15 protein-coding genes, 1 tRNA gene and 1 riboswitch are annotated in these 14,929 nt (G+C 67.4%); of the genes, 3 read left to right on the top strand and 13 right to left on the bottom strand.

Features of this window, described 5'->3' with window-relative positions; all coding sequences use genetic code 11:
* Positions 1-9: 9 nt before the first annotated feature.
* From NU688_RS09175 to NU688_RS09135, 9 genes are all read right to left on the bottom strand, one after another.
* Positions 10-663: a M23 family metallopeptidase gene (locus tag NU688_RS09175; RefSeq protein ID WP_257860227.1), complete on the bottom strand. Its 654-nt coding sequence runs from the start codon at positions 661-663 to the stop codon at positions 10-12.
* A gap of 43 nt (positions 664-706) precedes the next feature.
* The gene (locus NU688_RS09170) at positions 707-943 is read right to left on the bottom strand and encodes a hypothetical protein (protein ID WP_257860226.1); all 237 of its coding nucleotides are present in this window, start codon (positions 941-943) and stop codon (positions 707-709) included.
* Positions 944-1,053: 110 nt separating this feature from the next.
* Entirely contained in the window at positions 1,054-1,299 is a 246-nt protein-coding gene (locus NU688_RS09165; RefSeq protein ID WP_257860225.1) for a hypothetical protein, read from the bottom strand.
* A 135-nt stretch (positions 1,300-1,434) separates the two neighbouring features.
* Positions 1,435-1,510, bottom strand: a tRNA-Asn gene (locus NU688_RS09160).
* A gap of 83 nt (positions 1,511-1,593) precedes the next feature.
* Positions 1,594-3,756, bottom strand: a complete 2,163-nt coding sequence (locus tag NU688_RS09155) for a TonB-dependent siderophore receptor (RefSeq protein ID WP_257860224.1) — start codon at positions 3,754-3,756, stop codon at positions 1,594-1,596.
* A 16-nt stretch (positions 3,757-3,772) separates the two neighbouring features.
* Positions 3,773-4,699, bottom strand: coding sequence for a thiamine phosphate synthase (thiE, locus tag NU688_RS09150; protein WP_257860222.1), 927 nt, complete (start codon positions 4,697-4,699; stop codon positions 3,773-3,775).
* Positions 4,696-5,508, bottom strand: a complete 813-nt coding sequence (locus NU688_RS09145) for a thiazole synthase (RefSeq protein ID WP_257860221.1) — start codon at positions 5,506-5,508, stop codon at positions 4,696-4,698. The genes thiE and NU688_RS09145 overlap by 4 nt, the downstream gene beginning before the upstream one ends.
* 22 nt (positions 5,509-5,530) lie before the next feature.
* Positions 5,531-5,734: a sulfur carrier protein ThiS gene (gene thiS, locus NU688_RS09140; RefSeq protein ID WP_257860220.1), complete on the bottom strand. Its 204-nt coding sequence runs from the start codon at positions 5,732-5,734 to the stop codon at positions 5,531-5,533.
* Entirely contained in the window at positions 5,731-6,831 is a 1,101-nt protein-coding gene (locus NU688_RS09135; RefSeq protein WP_257860219.1) for an FAD-dependent oxidoreductase, read from the bottom strand. The genes thiS and NU688_RS09135 overlap by 4 nt, the downstream gene beginning before the upstream one ends.
* 140 nt (positions 6,832-6,971) lie before the next feature.
* On the opposite strand from NU688_RS09135, the gene thiD reads away from it, so the two are divergent.
* Positions 6,972-7,862, top strand: a complete 891-nt coding sequence (gene thiD, locus NU688_RS09130) for a bifunctional hydroxymethylpyrimidine kinase/phosphomethylpyrimidine kinase (protein ID WP_257860218.1) — start codon at positions 6,972-6,974, stop codon at positions 7,860-7,862.
* Here the strand turns inward: thiD and NU688_RS09125 are convergent.
* Positions 7,795-9,144 (bottom strand): cytosine permease, encoded by a 1,350-nt coding sequence (locus NU688_RS09125; RefSeq protein ID WP_257860217.1) that lies wholly within the window; start codon positions 9,142-9,144, stop codon positions 7,795-7,797. The genes thiD and NU688_RS09125 overlap by 68 nt on opposite strands.
* A 76-nt stretch (positions 9,145-9,220) precedes the next feature.
* Positions 9,221-9,328: riboswitch (TPP riboswitch) on the bottom strand.
* A gap of 137 nt (positions 9,329-9,465) precedes the next feature.
* Here NU688_RS09125 and NU688_RS09120 point away from each other — a divergent pair.
* Positions 9,466-11,421 carry an adenylate/guanylate cyclase domain-containing protein gene (locus NU688_RS09120; RefSeq protein ID WP_257860216.1) on the top strand — a complete coding sequence of 652 codons (1,956 nt, stop codon included), beginning with the start codon at positions 9,466-9,468 and terminating at the stop codon, positions 11,419-11,421.
* On the opposite strand, the gene NU688_RS09115 is transcribed toward NU688_RS09120, so the two are convergent.
* The gene (locus NU688_RS09115) at positions 11,405-12,142 is read right to left on the bottom strand and encodes a TetR/AcrR family transcriptional regulator (protein WP_257860215.1); all 738 of its coding nucleotides are present in this window, start codon (positions 12,140-12,142) and stop codon (positions 11,405-11,407) included. The two genes, NU688_RS09120 and NU688_RS09115, sit on opposite strands and share 17 nt — an antisense overlap.
* Positions 12,143-12,249: 107 nt before the next feature.
* Here NU688_RS09115 and NU688_RS09110 point away from each other — a divergent pair, with 107 nt between their 5' ends.
* Entirely contained in the window at positions 12,250-13,554 is a 1,305-nt protein-coding gene (locus NU688_RS09110; protein WP_257860214.1) for an aspartate aminotransferase family protein, read from the top strand.
* On the opposite strand, the gene NU688_RS09105 is transcribed toward NU688_RS09110, so the two are convergent.
* The gene (locus NU688_RS09105) at positions 13,535-14,611 is read right to left on the bottom strand and encodes an NAD(P)/FAD-dependent oxidoreductase (protein ID WP_257860213.1); all 1,077 of its coding nucleotides are present in this window, start codon (positions 14,609-14,611) and stop codon (positions 13,535-13,537) included. The genes NU688_RS09110 and NU688_RS09105 overlap by 20 nt on opposite strands.
* A complete protein-coding gene (gene fdxA / locus NU688_RS09100) occupies positions 14,569-14,898 on the bottom strand; it encodes a ferredoxin FdxA (RefSeq protein WP_093240594.1) in 330 nt (109 codons plus the stop codon). The genes NU688_RS09105 and fdxA overlap by 43 nt, the downstream gene beginning before the upstream one ends.
* Positions 14,899-14,929: the final 31 nt, after the last annotated feature.

The following is a 14,929-nucleotide window of genomic DNA, read 5'->3' as shown; positions in this document are numbered from 1 at the left end:
CGAACAGTCTCAGTCGGGCGAAGCGAAATAGGGAATGGGATCGACCGCATTGCCGTTCTTGCGCAACTCGAAGTGCAGCTTGACGCGATCGGCTTCGGTGCGACCCATCTGGGCGATCGCCTGGCCTCGCTTCACGGACTGCCCCTCCTTGACCAGCAGCTTGCTGTTGTGCGCGTAGGCGGTCACGAAGATCGCATCGTGCTTGATCATGACCAGTTGGCCATAGCCACGCGGACCCACGGCCGAATAGACGACCTTGCCGTCGCGCGCGGCGATGACGGGATCGCCTTCCGATCCTGCGAAGTCGATGCCCTTGCTGTTGCGGCCGTTGAATTGCTGGATGACGGTGCCCTTCGATGGGCGAAGGAAATTCCGCTCCGCCTTGGCCACGGGGGCGGATGCAGATGGCGTCGCCGGCGCCGGTTCACTGCTTCGCTGCCGACGCTCCGGTGCGGGGCGCGAAGATTCGTTGCGAGCGGCAGGTGCCGGCTTGGTACTGGCCGGTTTCTTCGGCGCGGGTGCAGGGGGCGGTTTGGTGGCACAGCCGACGAGCAGGATGCTCAGCGTGCCGGAGGCGAGGGCCAGTGCGATCCGATGGGGAACGAGCGGGCGGGGCGTGGGGAGATCGGGAAATCCGGGTTCAGCTTGCGGCTTGAAATGCATGGTCAGGACTGTATTGGAATCCGCCGACCGTCCGGCTGACCGATCAACTCCCGATGTGATGGTCCGCGATGGAATGCGTGTGGCCGTGGTCGATGGACTCCTTCATGGCATCTCTGAGCTTTCGCAGCGTGTTGGTGAGAGCCTGCGGGCTGGTGCCGACTTCGCGGGCCGCGACGCCGGGGCGCACGCCGCCGACGAGAACCATGTATGCGGCATCGCGAGACGGCGTTTCTCGCAACCGGGCGCGCCTCGACAGCGCGTTGAATTCGCTTCGCGTCATCCTCGTCCCTCCTTCCAGTTGACCGGAGTCTGACGAGATTTCGGGCGTCGAGGAATAGTCGTCTTTGGAAACTGCTGGTAAGAGTTTTTCCCGTGGCCCGGCTTTGCCGATCAGCCCGGCGTCCGCACCGGCAGGAGGCCGATGGGTGCGATGCGCGCAATGATCTCTGCCTGCATGAGCGCGAGGGAATGGGCAGGAAGGAAGGTGGCCTCTACGGTCAAACCGGCCGATCCGGTGCTGCGGTTGACCGTTGCCGTTGTGATCGCGCCGGGGAGCGCGAGCACTTGCTGGACCTGCAGCTGCTGCGCTTCGCTGCAAAGAGGCAGGCTGAATTCGTATCGACTCGTGTTGTTCATCGAAGACCTCGATTCGGTGGACGAGGTGCGAGTCTAGCGGTGGTGCCAATTGCCAAATAAACAAACGGCCCGCAATTGAAAATGCCCCGCTACCTTTTTGAGTAGCGGGGCATCCAGTTGCCTTGCGGCTTGTAGTGGCTCCTCGACCTGGGCTCGAACCAGGGACCTACGGATTAACAGTCCGGCGCTCTACCAACTGAGCTATCGAGGAACAAGCCTCAGATTATAGCGCGGTTTTTTTGGCCTTCTCAAGCCTCCCGAACTTTTGCAGAAAAAACTTTCGTTCGTGCATCTTCACAGCGCAACGCTGAGGCCCAGACGCAGCGTGCGAGGCGCACCGGGGAACAGGTAGACGTGGCCGAACTGATAGGGCGACTCCTTCCAGTAGCGGCGGTCGAACAGGTTGTCGACAGCCAGCGTCCAGCTCGTGTTCACGCCGCGCAGTTTCGTGTCGTAGCGCAGCACCGCATCGACGCGCGTCCACGAGGGCAGCGTGATCGACCCATCCGCGAGCACGTTGCGGCGTCCTTCGTGCGACAGCTGGCCCGCCACTTCCAGACCCGGCACCGAAGGCACGCGATACGCCGCCTGCGCACGCAGCACCTGCTTGGGCACGTTGGTCGGCCACTGTCCGTTGCTCGCGGGTTCGACGGTGCTGTCGCGGCGCTTGGCGTTCATCAGCGTCATGCTGCCGCCGATGCGCCAGGGGCCCTGGGTCCACTGCGCGCCGGCTTCGAGGCCGCGGTGCACGGCGCGGCCGTCGTACTTCGCCTCGCACGGCGTGATGCCTAGACGATTGCATGCGTCGAGATTTGTCATGGGGCGCGAGATATCGAACCACGCGAGCTGCCAGTTGAAGGCGTCGTTGCCGCCCTTGATGCCCAGTTCCCACTGGCGCGACTTCAGTGCGGGCAGTGCCTGGCCGGCGTTGCTGTACTGGTCGCCCCGGTTCGGAACGATCTGCGATTCGACACCCTTGCCCCAGCTCGCATACGCGAGCAGCCCTGGCTGGATGGCGTAGCTGGCAGCAATCCACGGCGTGGTCACGCCTTGCTTGTAGCCCGTCGGGTTCGAGCCGTCGTTGCCGATGCTGCTGCGGTCCAGGCGCGTATGGCGCGCGCCGAGCCAGGTGGTGAAGCGGTCGTTCCAGCGGATCGCGTCCTGCACCGAGAGCTCGGTCGAGCGTTCGTCGCGGTTGGTCTGCGGCGTGATGGCGTCGGGGCTCGGCGGCACCATGGCCGTGGCCCAGATGTTGCCCGTGCCCGCGTAGTTGTAGGCCTGGTCCTGGAAGCGGTTGCGCACGCGGCTTTGCAGCAGGCCGAAGCCCAGTTCGTGGCGCACGCTGCCGGTCATCACGTTGCCCTTCAGGTTCAGGCTGCCTGCGGTCTGTGTGCGGCGCTCGTTCTCGCTGCGGAAGTCGTAGACGTCGAAGGTGCCGTCCGAGCAGTAGCGGTCGTATTTCTCCTCTGCGCTGCAGCCGAAGGCGTAGGCCAGGCGGTCGTCGGTCTTCAGGCGCTGCTGGCCGATCTGCGCGCTCCAGCGCCAGTCGGCGTTCAGCGCCTGGCTGAAGCGCACGGTGCCGGTCAGCGCCTTGAATACCGAGGGCTGCGACCACGGCTGGTTGTTGAGGTTGATGCGCGGATCGACCGGCGCGGGCAGCACGCTGCCCAGCAGGCTGTAGCCGTTTTGGCTCGGCTGCGTCTTGCGGCTTTGCTCGATCTCGAATTCGAGCACCGAGTCGCGCGTGATGCGCCAGTCGGCCGCGAGCGAGAACATGTTGCGGTTGCCGTCCAGGTTGTGCGTGATCGGCTTGAGGTTTTCACTCGCCACGTTGAGCCTATAGCCAAACTGGCGGTTCTCGCCGAAACGGCCGCCCAGGTCGAGCGCGCCGAGCACGCTGCCGCGGCTGGTGGTCTCGATGCGCACCGTGCGCAGGTCCTGCTCGGTCGGGCGCTTCACCACGTAGTTGACGAGCCCGCCCGGCGCGCTGGTGCCGGCCTGTATGCCGCTGGTGCCGCGCAGGATCTCGACGCGCTCCTTGTTGTCGAGCGGGATCGAGGTCTCGGCGCTGATCGGCAGGCCTTCGCGCCGGTAGTTGAAGCGGTTGTCGAGCACGAAGCCGCGCACGGTGAGGTAGTCCCAGTAGCCGGCGGAGTTGTAGGCGTCGGTGACCGAGGAGTCGAACTGCGTGAGGTCGGCGAGCCGGCGCGCGCCGCTGGCGTTCAGCTGTTTGCTGTCGATCACCGTGGCCGACAGTGGCAACTCGCGCAGGGGCACGTCGCCGAAGCCGCTGACGTCGGCCTGTGGCGCCGTTGCGCCTTCATTGACGACGATTTCGGGCAGCGCGGTTTGCTGCGCGTGAGCGCTACAGGCGGCGGCGAAAAGCACGGCGGCGATCGCATGCGAGATGGGCGAGCGCGTCAAGGCAAAGGAATGTGGAAAGCGTCGTTGAGTCATTGATTGCTTGATGTGTTCAGTTGCCGATGGCGGCGCCCATGGCCGCCATCCATTGCGCGGCCGTGGCCTCGGGATCGGTGGCCGTCACCAGCGCGCGCACCACGGCAACCGAGCCCACGCCGGTGGCGAGCACTTCGGGTAGCCGCACCGCGTCGATGCCGCCGATGCCCACTTGCGGATAGCCGCGCAGCAGGCGCGCATAGGCCGCGAGCCGGGCCACGCCCTGCGGCGCGGTCGCCATCTTCTTGAGCGTGGTCGGATAGACCGCGCCCATCGCGATGTAGCTCGGGCTCACTGCATCGGCGCGCACCATCTCTGCATAGCCGTGCGTGCTGACGCCCAGCCGCAGGCCGGAGGCGCGCAGCTGCTGCAGTTCCTCCGGCGAGAGGGCATCGAGGTCTTCCTGCCCGAGGTGGATGCCGTAGGCGCGCGCGGCGATGGCGACCTGCCAGTGGTCGTTGATGAAGAGCAGCGCGCCCGTGCCCTGCACGGCCTCGACGGCCGCCTGGACTTCACGCGCGACGGCCGCGGCATCGTCGGACTTGAAGCGCAGCTGCACTGTCGGCACGCCGGCACGCGCCATGCGGCCAACCCATGCCGCATCAGGCAGCACGGCGTAGAGGCCGAGCCGTTCGGGGCAGGGCAGGAACGCGTCGTCGCGCGCGGCGGGCGGAAACGAACGTATGCCGAAGTCGGCGGGCGCGTCGGGCCACCGGGAAGCGTCGAACTGGCCGATGCGTTCGGTCTGCGCATGCCAGGCAAGCGCGAGGCATTCGGCATCGACCTCGATGAAGCCGAGCGCCGTGCAGGCTTGCTTGGCGCCGCGGTAGACCGCGTCGTCCGAGGAGAAGTGCGTGGCGCCCACGGCCGATGCGGTGATCGCGCCGAAGCGCAGCCCGTGTGCGGCGACGATGGCGTGGGCGATGGAGCGGGCGTCGTTCATGCCGCGTGGTGCCAGAAGGGCGTGCCGAGCACGGGCGTGCTGGGCTGCGCGGAGTCTTGCGCGGCCATCGCGCCGGCGCGGTAAGCGGTGCGGCCGGCCTGCACCGCATCGGCAAAAGCGCCGGCCATCGCGACGGGTTCCTGCGCGAGCGCAACCGCGGTGTTGAGCAGCACGCCGTCGTAGCCCCACTCCATGACCTGGCACGCGTGCGAAGGCAGCCCGAGCCCGGCGTCGACCAGCATCGGCACCTTGAGCCGCTCGCGCAGCACCTGCAGCGCATACGGATTGACCGGGCCACGGCCGGTGCCGATGGGCGCGGCCCACGGCATGACGGCCTGGCAGCCCACGTCGACCAGCCGCTGGCACAGCACGAGGTCTTCGGTGCAGTAGGGCAGCACCTGGAAGCCGTCGCGGATCAACTGCGAGGCGGCGTCGACGAGGTTCAGCGTGTCGGGCTGCAGCGTGTAGTCGTCGCCGATGAGCTCGAGCTTGATCCACGGCGTGTCGAACAGCTCGCGCGCCATGTGGGCGGTGGCGACCACCTCCTGCACGCTGTGGCAGCCGGCGGTGTTGGGCAGCACGGGCACGCCCAGCTTGCGCAGCAGCGCCCAGAAGCCGTTGCTCGTGTCGTTGCCGCCGGAGCCTTGGTTCGCTGTCTGGCGGCGCAGCGAGGCGGTGAGCATCGCGGGCTTCGCGCGCTTGACGGCCGCTTCGAGCAGGTCGGGCGAGGGGTAGCGCGCGGTGCCGAGCAGAAGGCGGCTTTGAAAGGTCTGGCCGTAGAGAACCAGCGGGTCGTTCGGGGTGGTCATGGTGTCGTCTCCAATCTTTTTTTCAGCCGCCCGTCACGGGGCGGATCACTTCGATGCGGTCGTCGGGCTGCAGCGCGCGCGCGGCGTAGGCCGAGCGCGGCACGAACTCGCGGTTCACCGCCACCGCGAAGGGCGGCACGGCCTCCAGCGCGGTGAGCGCGTCGGTGAGCGCGGCGCCATCGGGCAGCGTGTAGGGCTTGTCGTTGATCAGGATGTTCATCGTCATGCGTCGTCGGATGTCGTGGTGTCCATGCCGAAGCCCTGCGCGAGTGCGGATTGGCCGTGCGTGAGCAGCTCCATCGCCGCGTCGAGCAGCGCCGGCGCGATCATGAAACCGTGGCGGTAGAGACCGTTGATCTGCAGCACGCGCGGCTGCGGCTGGCGGATGGCGGGCAGGTTGTCGGGCAGCGTGGGGCGGCACTGCGTGGCGATCTCCACGATGCGCGCTTCGGCAAAACCGCTGTGCACCGCATAGGCCGCGCTCAGCAGCTCGAGCGTGGAGCGCACGCTGGCTGGGGACATGTCGTCGGACTCGATCTCGGTCGCGCCGATCACGAACAGGTGGTCGGGCTTGGGTGCGATGTAGAGCGGATAGCGCGGATGCACGAGCCGTGTCGGGCGCCGCAGCGTGACCTCGGGCGCATGCACGCGGATCACCTCGCCGCGCACGCCGCGCAGCGCCCGCCATTGCGGGCGGGCGCCCAGGCCGCGGCAGTCGATCACCCAGTCGGGCTGGCCGGGCGCGCCGGGCGAGAAGTCGGCCGGTACGTGCGGCGACTGCCAGTGCAGCGTGACGTTTGGGTTGCCCTGGAGCGTGGCGAGCAGCGAGGCGAGCAGCGCGCGGTTGTCGAGTTGGCCTTCGCCCGGGAGGAACAGCCCTTTGGCGAAGTGCTGGCCGAGCGATGGTTCCAGTGCGGCGATGCCCGCGCTGTCGAGTGCCTGCATCGGCGCGAGCTCGGGCACCTGGGTGGCGGTGTGAGCGAGCACGCGTTCGAGCCGCGCGGCTTCGGTGGCATCCTGCCGATGCCAGAGCACCAGCGTGCCTTCGCGCTGGAAGAAAACGGGCTGTGCCAACGGCGCGAGCAATTCGGGCCAGCGCGATAGCGCATAGTGGCCCATGCGCACGACCGACACGGGTGCTACAGCCGATTCGGCCAGCGGTGCGAGCATTGCTGCGGCCACGCGCGCGGCTGCGCCTTCAGCGTCGGCGCTGCCGGCTTCGTACAGCGAGACCTTGCAACCTGCTTGTGCGAGCGTGACTGCCATCAGGCGTCCCATGAGGCCCGCGCCGATGATTGCGGTCGATTGAAATGGCACGCTCATGGTCTTGCTCCTTCCCCCTCTGGGGGAAGGCGGGGATGGGGGCAGCCAGAGCGCCCGAGGGATACGCCGCTTGCCCCCACCCTGACCCTCCCCCGGAAGGGGAGGGAGAAAGACGGAGCCGGTCGCCGATAATTTTCAGCATGACCCAAGGACCTTCCTCCGCGCCGCAAGTGCCCCTGCCTCTGCCCCTGCGCTACGCACGCGTACTCTCCATCGCAGGCTCCGACAGCGGCGGCGGCGCCGGCATCCAGGCCGACCTCAAGACCTTCGCGGCCCTCGGCTGCTACGGCATGACGGCCATCACCGCGCTCACCGCGCAGAACACGCGCGGCGTCTCGGGCATCCATGGCGTGCCGCCCGAATTTCTCAAGGCGCAGATCCAGGCGGTGGTTGAGGACATCGGCGTCGATGCCGTCAAGCTCGGCATGCTGCATGCGCCCGAGGTAGTCGAGGTCGTGGCCTGGGCCATCGACCACTACAAGCTGCCGAACGTGGTGCTCGACCCGGTGATGGTCGCCACCAGCGGTGATCGCCTGATCGCTTCGGAAACCGTGCAGGTGCTGGTGCGCGAACTGTTCCCGCGCGCCGTGGTGGTCACACCGAATCTCGATGAAGCGGCCTTGCTGATCGGCCATGCCATCGACGGCATCGATGCGCTCGATGGCGCGGCCGACGAACTGCTGGCGCTCGGTGCCAAGGCCGTGCTGCTCAAGGGCGGCCATCTGCCCGGCAATGAGGTGGTCGACGTGCTGCTGCAGTCGGACGGCACCCGCAAGCGCCTGGCCTTGCAGCGCATCGCGAGCCGCAACCTGCATGGCACCGGCTGCACGCTGTCGTCCGCCATCGCGGCGCACCTGGCGCTGGGATTGAAGCTGCCCGAAGCCGTCGAGCGCGCACGCGCCTACATCCTCGGCGCGATGGCGGCCGGAGCGGATGTGCAGGTCGGTGCAGGCCACGGGCCGCTCAACCACGGTTTTGCGCCAGTGCCGATGCACCGGCTGCCGCTGCCCGCGAAGGTTTTGGTCGGCTGATCCAGGCGAGCACGAAGGTCGCGGCCAGCGTCGGCAGCGCCGAGCCGAACTGCGGCGCCCATTTGGCAAGGGCGTGGTACGCCGCGATGCCCGCGATCCAGATCAGCGCCGCAGCCCAGTCGATCTGGCGTGTGCCGGTCGACACCGCCGCCTGACCGCTGCCGAGCCGCCCGAGGATCACACCGTACAGCGGCACGAACACCGAACTCAACAGCAGCAGGAAGGGTTCGAGCGTGTGCATCGGCAGCACCAATGCAAGCGCGATGCACAGCGCGGCCAGCAACAAGCCCCAGCGCTTCACGCTCCATCGCGGCAAAAGGCTGTGCGTCGAGACCGAGCCCGAATAGACATCGCCGTACGCGTTGTCCAGCTCGTCGATGAGGATCAGCCCCAGCGCCACCAGTCCGCCCTGCGCAAGCAGCAGCGCGGTGACCAGGCCCGTGCCCGGTTCGGCCACGCTCACTACCATCACGCCGAGCGCATAGCACCAGATGTTGGCGAGCGCGTAGCCGATCCAGGTGCCGCTGAATGCGCTGCCCAGGCCGCCCGCGCTGCGCTTGCCGTGGCGCGCGTAGTCGGCCACCAGCGGCAGCCACGACACCGGCATCGCGATCACGAGGTCGAGCGCGCCGAACATGCCCATGCTGCCGTCGCCGGGTCGCGCCCAGAAGGCGTCCAGGCCCTTGGCCTGCAGCCGCGTCGCGAACTGCCATGTCAGCCAGAGCAGCGAGATCACCACCAGCGGCAGGCCGAAGCGGCTCACGAAGCGCCGCACCAGCTTGACCATCGAGCCCGCGAGCAGTGCCAGCAGCACCGCGCCCCAGAGCAAGGTGGTGAAGACGCCGCCCCAGAACGTGCCCAGTGATGCGCCGAAGGCGACCTGGCCGATGGCCTGCGTGCCTTCCCGCATGATCACCAGTTCGAAGGTGGTCCAGCCCACCAGCTGCACGATGTTGAGCAGCACCGGCAACCGCGCGAAGGCGCTGCCGTAGGTGGCGTGCATGAGGCCCGCGCTCGCAAGACCGGTTTCGCAGCCCAGGCGCGCAGTCCAGGCCAAGAGGCCGGCACCGATGACGGAGCCGAGCGCAATCGCCAGCGCCGCATCGCGCGTGCCCACGGCCGGCACGAGGTACGCGCCGATCTGCATCACCAGCAGCCCGACGCCCAGGCTGAACCAGAGCGAGGCGTGGTCGGTCCAGCCGAACACGCGGCGGGACGCGGGCAGGGGCGTCAGCGCCTCGTTGCCGGAGGAAATTCCGTTGTCGTTGTCGTCGTGTGCCATCCGTTTGCTCCAGTGCAAAAGGTTTGGCAGGTGGGCGAGGCTCCAGCAGCGCTGCCGCCACGCGAGACAACGTGACAGGCCGCCGGACCAGCTTCCCTGCGCGAGGATTACCTCAGTCAGGTTCAAAGGGACTCTCTCAGTCAGCCCCGGAACGGATTCCGGCTCGACACCCCTAGCGATGCGCCCCGGCAAGCCGAAGCGCGGGCGGATTTTATCCCCTGCCGCAAAAGCACACGACCATGGAAACCCAGGCCACGCGCAGGGCGGGGGAAAATCGCCACCACACAAGCGCATCCGAATGCGCAGGAGGAACCCCCGCACATGACAGACGACTTCACGCAGCAGCCGGGCCCGGCGCAGGCGCCGCCCGCGACTTCTTCTTCGCCCCGCGCGCGCCTGCGCCGCTTCCGGGTCGACGTCGGCACCATCATCTGTGCGGTCGCGCTGCTTCAATCGCTGCTGCTCGTGGCCTTCGGTTACTGGGGCGCGGAACAGCTGGTTTCCAGGGTCGGCGAGTCGGCGCACAAGGTCAACCACGACCGCGTGGAGGACAACGTGCTCGCCTTCCTCGCCAAGACCGAAGCGCTGGTGCGCGCCATCGCGCACACGCCCAGCCTGCATCCGGCGGGCCACGACGGCGACCAGACGGCCGAGCTGCTCTGGGCCGCGCTGGAGCAGACGCCCGAACTCGACAGCATCGACGTGGCCAGCGACGACGGGCACCTGCTGATGGCGATGCGCTACCCCGAGCCGGTCGTGCGGCAGGTGCTGCGCGACGACGGCTTCAGCACCGAGACCTGGGAGTACAAGCAGCCCCCCGATGGCGACGGTGACGAGGACCCGCGGCAGCGCTACGAGACGAGCCGCATCGAAGCCTTTCGCAGCGATGACGATCCGACGGGCGACGAGGATTTCGTCCAGGCGATGAAGGCACAACGCCCCGTATGGACGTCGCCTTTCATGCTCCCCTCCGAAAAGGAGCTGGGCGTCAGCCACGCGCGGCCCAGCCGGCGGCGCGACGACGAAGGCCGCGTGCAGACGCTGGTGGTGTCCGCCAGCGTGTCGCTCGGGCATCTCTCCGGCCTCGTGCGCGTGTTCGGCGGCACCGGCCATGGCCACAGCGCCCTGCTGAGTGCCGACCACCATGTGATTGCGCGCAGCGACCAACCCCACGTCGTTCGCACGCTGGAAGACCCCGAGGGCGGCGTGCTCGGCGCGCTGCATGCCCACATGCTGGCCAACGGCAGCCGGGGCTGGACCGAAGACATGGCTTTCACGCTCGATCACGAAGGGGAGCGCTACAAGGTGCAGACGTCGCACATCGCGTCCACGGGCTGGCGGCTGGTGAGCTGGGAGCCTGAAGATGCGCTGCTCGGCGGGCTGCACCGGAACGTGCTCTGGTCGTTGCTGCTGACGCTGAGCTTCCTGGCCGTGGCGCTGTTCATTTCGCTGCGCCTGTCGAAGCTCGTGACCGCGCCGATCGAGAGCCTTTCGCACACGGCACGCCGCATCGGGCGGCTGGAGCTGGACGCGCTGCCGCGCGAGTCGAGCCGGGTGTTCGAGATCCAGAACCTGAGCCAGGCGCTGGACGACTCGGCGCGCAGCCTCCAGGCCTTCAGCAAGTTCGTGCCGGTGGACGTGATCAAGCAGCTCATCGCCGAGGGCCATGCGCTCGCGCCCAACGGTTCGCCGCGCCGCGTGACCGCGATGTTCACCGACGTGGAAGGCTTCACCAGCATCTCCGAGTCGATGGAGGCCGACGTGCTGATGCGTCAGCTGACCGAGTACTTCAATCTCGCCACGCGCGTGTTCGCACGGCATGGCGGCGTGGTCGACAAGTTCATGGGCGACGGGATCATGGTGCTCTGGGGCGCGCCGGCGGACCTGCCGGATGCGGAGTACCAGGCGTGCATCGCCTCGCTCGCGCTGCATGACGAGATGAAGGCGCTCAACCGCAAGTGGCTGGGGGAGGGCCTGCAAGAGTTTCGAACGCGCATCGGCATTCACACTGGTGTCGTGATCGCAGGGGTGCTCGGCTCGAGCGACCGGCTGTCGTACACCGCGCTGGGCGATGTGATCAACGTGGCGAGCCGCATCGAGGGCACGAACAAGCAGCTGGGCACGCGCACGCTGATCTCGGAGGCGACGTTCGAGGGATTGGGCGGGCGACTCTCCACACGACGGATCGAGGAACTGGTCGAACTGCGCGGCCGGCAGACGCGCATGGTGCTGTACGAGCTGGTGGACCCGCCGGACCCGGCTACTGCGAACCCTTGACCCTGCGCGCGAACGCCTCCAGCCCATCGACGGTGATCTGGATGTGCCGCTCGAAGCTGCTGTCCAGCGGCACGGTGGTGCCGTTGTCCCAGCGCACGATGAAGGCGTTGTTGGCGAGCAGCGGCAGGTTGCGCGCGAGCACCGGATGGTCGAGCGGACGGATGGTGTGGACCCGTTCGCGCAGCTCCTCGGCCCAGGCCTGGGTGTTGTCGGCCGGCAGGGGCGAGAACTCCATCGTGAGGAAGCCCAGCATCGCCGCGATCACGCAGTTGTAGGCCTCCAGCAGTGACTGGCCTTCGAAGCCGGCTTCCGTCAGCGCCTCCAGCACGCCTTCGACCAATTCAGTCGCCAGGCTGCCGTTGGACACCAACTGCGCGCCCAGCAACTGCGCCACGTTCGGATGACGACGCACCGCGACGCGGCAACGGCGGAACAGTTCGGCGATCCATTCTTGCCAGGGCAATTCCGTCGGCGGGGTGACCTCTGCCATCACCGTGGCGGCGACCTCGGCGAGCAGCGCTTCGCGCGTGCTGACATGCCAATGCACCGTGGCCGGATACACGCCGAGCTGCGATGCGATCTCGCGCATGCTGAAAGCGCCCAGGCCGAATTCGTCGATGTGCGCGAGCGCCGCTTCGGCAATGAGCCGTTTCGAGAGCGCGCCGCCGCCGGTGGGGCGGCCGGCGGTCTTGGGTTTGGGTGCGGGTGCGGTTTTTTTCATGGAAGCGGGCGTTGTGCGGCGGGCGAATTGATTGTATAAATATTATTAATTGAGCAGTGATCAATTAACTGGGCCAAACCGCCATCCCCTCTTTCAAGGACCGTTCCATGACCGACGCCGCCATCGACCAAGCCCTCGCCGGGGCGCATCAACGCTTCATCGAGGGCAATCCCGAGAGCCGGCGCCAGTTCGAGGAACAGACGCGCTACATGCCCGGCGCCAACACACGCTCGGTGCTGTTCTACGCACCGTTCCCGCTCACCATCGCCAAGGGCGAGGGCGCGGCGCTGTGGGACGCCGACGGCCATCGCTATGCCGACTTCATCGCCGAGTACACGGCCGGCGTCTACGGCCACTCGGCGCCCGAGATCCGCGAGGCGGTCATCGAGGCGATGCAGGGCGGCATCAACCTCACGGGGCACAACCTGCTCGAAGGGCGGCTGGCCAAGACCATCTGCGAGCGCTTTCCGCAGATCGAGCAGCTGCGCTTCACCAACTCGGGCACCGAAGCGAACCTGATGGCGCTCACGGCCGCGCTGCACTTCACGGGGCGCCGAAAGATCGTGGTGTTCTCGGGCGGCTATCACGGTGGGGTGCTCGGCTTCGGCGACAAGCCTTCGCCGACGACCGTGCCTTTCGATTTCCTTGTGCTGCCCTACAACGACACGCAGCGTGCGAGCGAAGGGATTGCGAGGCACGGGCCGGAGATCGCAGCCATCCTGGTCGAGCCGATGCAGGGCGCGAGCGGGTGCATTCCGGGGCGGCTCGACTTTCTGCAGGCCCTGCGCGAAGCGGCCACGCAGGTCGGCGCGCTGCTGATCTTCGACGAGGTGATGACTTCGCGCCTCGCGCCCCACGGCCTGGCCAACAAGCTCGGCATCAAGTCCGACCTCACCACGCTGGGCAAGTACATCGGCGGCGGCATGTCGTTCGGCGCCTTCGGCGGTCGCGCGGACGTGATGGCGCAGTTCGATCCCCGCACCGGCGCGCTCGCGCATTCGGGCACCTTCAACAACAACGTCATGACGATGGCGGCGGGGTATGCGGGGCTCACAAAGCTCTTCACGCCCGAGGCGGCCGGCCAGTTGGCCGAACGTGGCGAGGCGATGCGCGCGCGGCTCAATGCGCTGTGCGCGAAAGAGGGCGTGGCGATGCAGTTCACCGGCATCGGCTCGCTGATGAATGCGCACTTCCTGACGGGTGAGGTGCGGCGCGTGGACGATCTGGCGGTGGTCGACGGGCGCCTGCGCCAACTGCTGTTCTTCCATCTGCTGAGCCAGGGCATCTACACCTCGCCGCGCGGCTTCGTGGTGCTCTCGCTGCCGTTGTCCGATGCGGACATCGATGGTTACGTCGCCGCCATCGGCAGCTTCATCGGCGAGTACCGGGCGCTTATGCCTGGCGCGAAGTAGCCACGCCCAGCAGCTCGTGCAGCCGCGTGCTGGTGGTCGTGTACTGCAGCGGCACCGCCTTGCCCGGGAACACGATGGCGGTGGCGCCCCAGGCGGCCAGCGTGGCTTCGTGGAAGCCGCAGACGATGAGCTTCTTCTTGCCCGGGTAGGTGTTGATGTCGCCCACCGCGAACACGCCGCGCTCGCGCGTTTCGTACTTCTCGGTGTCGACGGGTACCTGCTTGCGCTCGAGCTCCAGGCCCCAATCGGCGATGGGGCCGAGGCGCGGCGAGATGCCCAGGCACGCAACCAGCGCGTCGAGCGGCAGGTCGATGGTCGTGGCATCGGGCGTGGTGATCTGCAGTTGCTTGCCATCGAAGGCGGTCGGCTGGCCGACCTTGAAGGCCAGCTTGCCGGCAGCGACGAGGGCGCGCATCGCGGCGATGTTCGCCTCGTCGGCCTGGAAGCCGTCGCGCCGGTGGACCAGCGTGACCTGCTTGGCGATAGACGTGAGCGCGACGGCGGTTGCTAGCGCAATGTCGTCACCGCCATTCACCACCACCGTCTGCCCCGCAAAGCGGTCCAGCGATTCGGGGTGATAGAAAAGGGAGGTGCCTTCGAACTGCGAAATGCCGTCGAGCGTGATGCGTTTGGGCACGAAGGCACCAACGCCGGCTGCGATGAACACCGTCTTCGCGAGGAAGGCCTTGCCGGCCGAAGTCGTCAGCAGCAGGCGTTCGTCGGCCTGGCGGGCGAGCGTGGCGACCTGCTCGCCGAAATGGAACTGCGGCTTGAACGGCGCCACCTGCGCGAGCAGCGATTGCGCAAGCTCGCGCCCGCTGGTCACCGGCGTGCCGGGAATGTCGTAGATCGGCTTGTCGCCATAGAGCGCCACGCACTGGCCGCCCGCGGCGGGCAGTGCATCGACGATGTGGCAGGAGATTTCAAGCAGACCCAGCTGGAAGGCCTGGAACAGCCCGACAGGGCCGGCACCGACGATCAGCGCGTCGGTTTCGATGGGCGCGGTGGGCTGGTTCAGCGCACCAGCTCCCCGACCTTGTCGGTCTTGTCTTTCCATTCTTCGGCGTCAGGCAGCGCGGGCTTGCGCTTGGTGATGCTCTTCCAGCCGTCGGCCACGGCCAGCTCGGCGTTGATCTTGATGAAGGCGATCTGGTTGGCCGGCAGGTCTTCCTCGGCGTAGATCGCGTTGACCGGGCATTCGGGGATGCAGACCGCGCAGTCGATGCATTCGTCCGGGTCGATCACCAGCATGTTGGGACCTTCGCGGAAGCAGTCGACGGGGCAAACGTCCACGCAGTCGGTGTATTTGCAACGGATGCAGGCTTCGGAAACGACGTGGGTCATTTGTCTTTTAAACGTCAGTTTGATCGGGGAA

Origin of the sequence: Variovorax sp. ZS18.2.2 (assembly GCF_024701975.1) — a bacterium.
Taxonomy (GTDB): Bacteria; Pseudomonadota; Gammaproteobacteria; order Burkholderiales; family Burkholderiaceae_C; genus Variovorax.
This window is presented reverse-complemented; position numbering and strand designations above follow the sequence as displayed.

What these genes read in the sequence shown, in the direction of transcription:
- NU688_RS09175 (WP_257860227.1), bottom strand. Translation starts at nt 663, where the DNA reads ATGCATTTCAAGCCGCAAGCTGAACCCGGATTTCCCGATCTCCCCACG.
- NU688_RS09170 (WP_257860226.1), bottom strand. Translation starts at nt 943, where the DNA reads ATGACGCGAAGCGAATTCAACGCGCTGTCGAGGCGCGCCCGGTTGCGA.
- NU688_RS09165 (WP_257860225.1), bottom strand. Translation starts at nt 1,299, where the DNA reads ATGAACAACACGAGTCGATACGAATTCAGCCTGCCTCTTTGCAGCGAA.
- NU688_RS09155 (WP_257860224.1), bottom strand. Translation starts at nt 3,756, where the DNA reads ATGACTCAACGACGCTTTCCACATTCCTTTGCCTTGACGCGCTCGCCC.
- thiE (WP_257860222.1), bottom strand. Translation starts at nt 4,699, where the DNA reads ATGAACGACGCCCGCTCCATCGCCCACGCCATCGTCGCCGCACACGGG.
- NU688_RS09145 (WP_257860221.1), bottom strand. Translation starts at nt 5,508, where the DNA reads ATGACCACCCCGAACGACCCGCTGGTTCTCTACGGCCAGACCTTTCAA.
- thiS (WP_257860220.1), bottom strand. Translation starts at nt 5,734, where the DNA reads ATGACGATGAACATCCTGATCAACGACAAGCCCTACACGCTGCCCGAT.
- NU688_RS09135 (WP_257860219.1), bottom strand. Translation starts at nt 6,831, where the DNA reads ATGAGCGTGCCATTTCAATCGACCGCAATCATCGGCGCGGGCCTCATG.
- thiD (WP_257860218.1), top strand. Translation starts at nt 6,972, where the DNA reads ATGACCCAAGGACCTTCCTCCGCGCCGCAAGTGCCCCTGCCTCTGCCC.
- NU688_RS09125 (WP_257860217.1), bottom strand. Translation starts at nt 9,144, where the DNA reads ATGGCACACGACGACAACGACAACGGAATTTCCTCCGGCAACGAGGCG.
- NU688_RS09120 (WP_257860216.1), top strand. Translation starts at nt 9,466, where the DNA reads ATGACAGACGACTTCACGCAGCAGCCGGGCCCGGCGCAGGCGCCGCCC.
- NU688_RS09115 (WP_257860215.1), bottom strand. Translation starts at nt 12,142, where the DNA reads ATGAAAAAAACCGCACCCGCACCCAAACCCAAGACCGCCGGCCGCCCC.
- NU688_RS09110 (WP_257860214.1), top strand. Translation starts at nt 12,250, where the DNA reads ATGACCGACGCCGCCATCGACCAAGCCCTCGCCGGGGCGCATCAACGC.
- NU688_RS09105 (WP_257860213.1), bottom strand. Translation starts at nt 14,611, where the DNA reads ATGGAAAGACAAGACCGACAAGGTCGGGGAGCTGGTGCGCTGAACCAG.
- fdxA (WP_093240594.1), bottom strand. Translation starts at nt 14,898, where the DNA reads ATGACCCACGTCGTTTCCGAAGCCTGCATCCGTTGCAAATACACCGAC.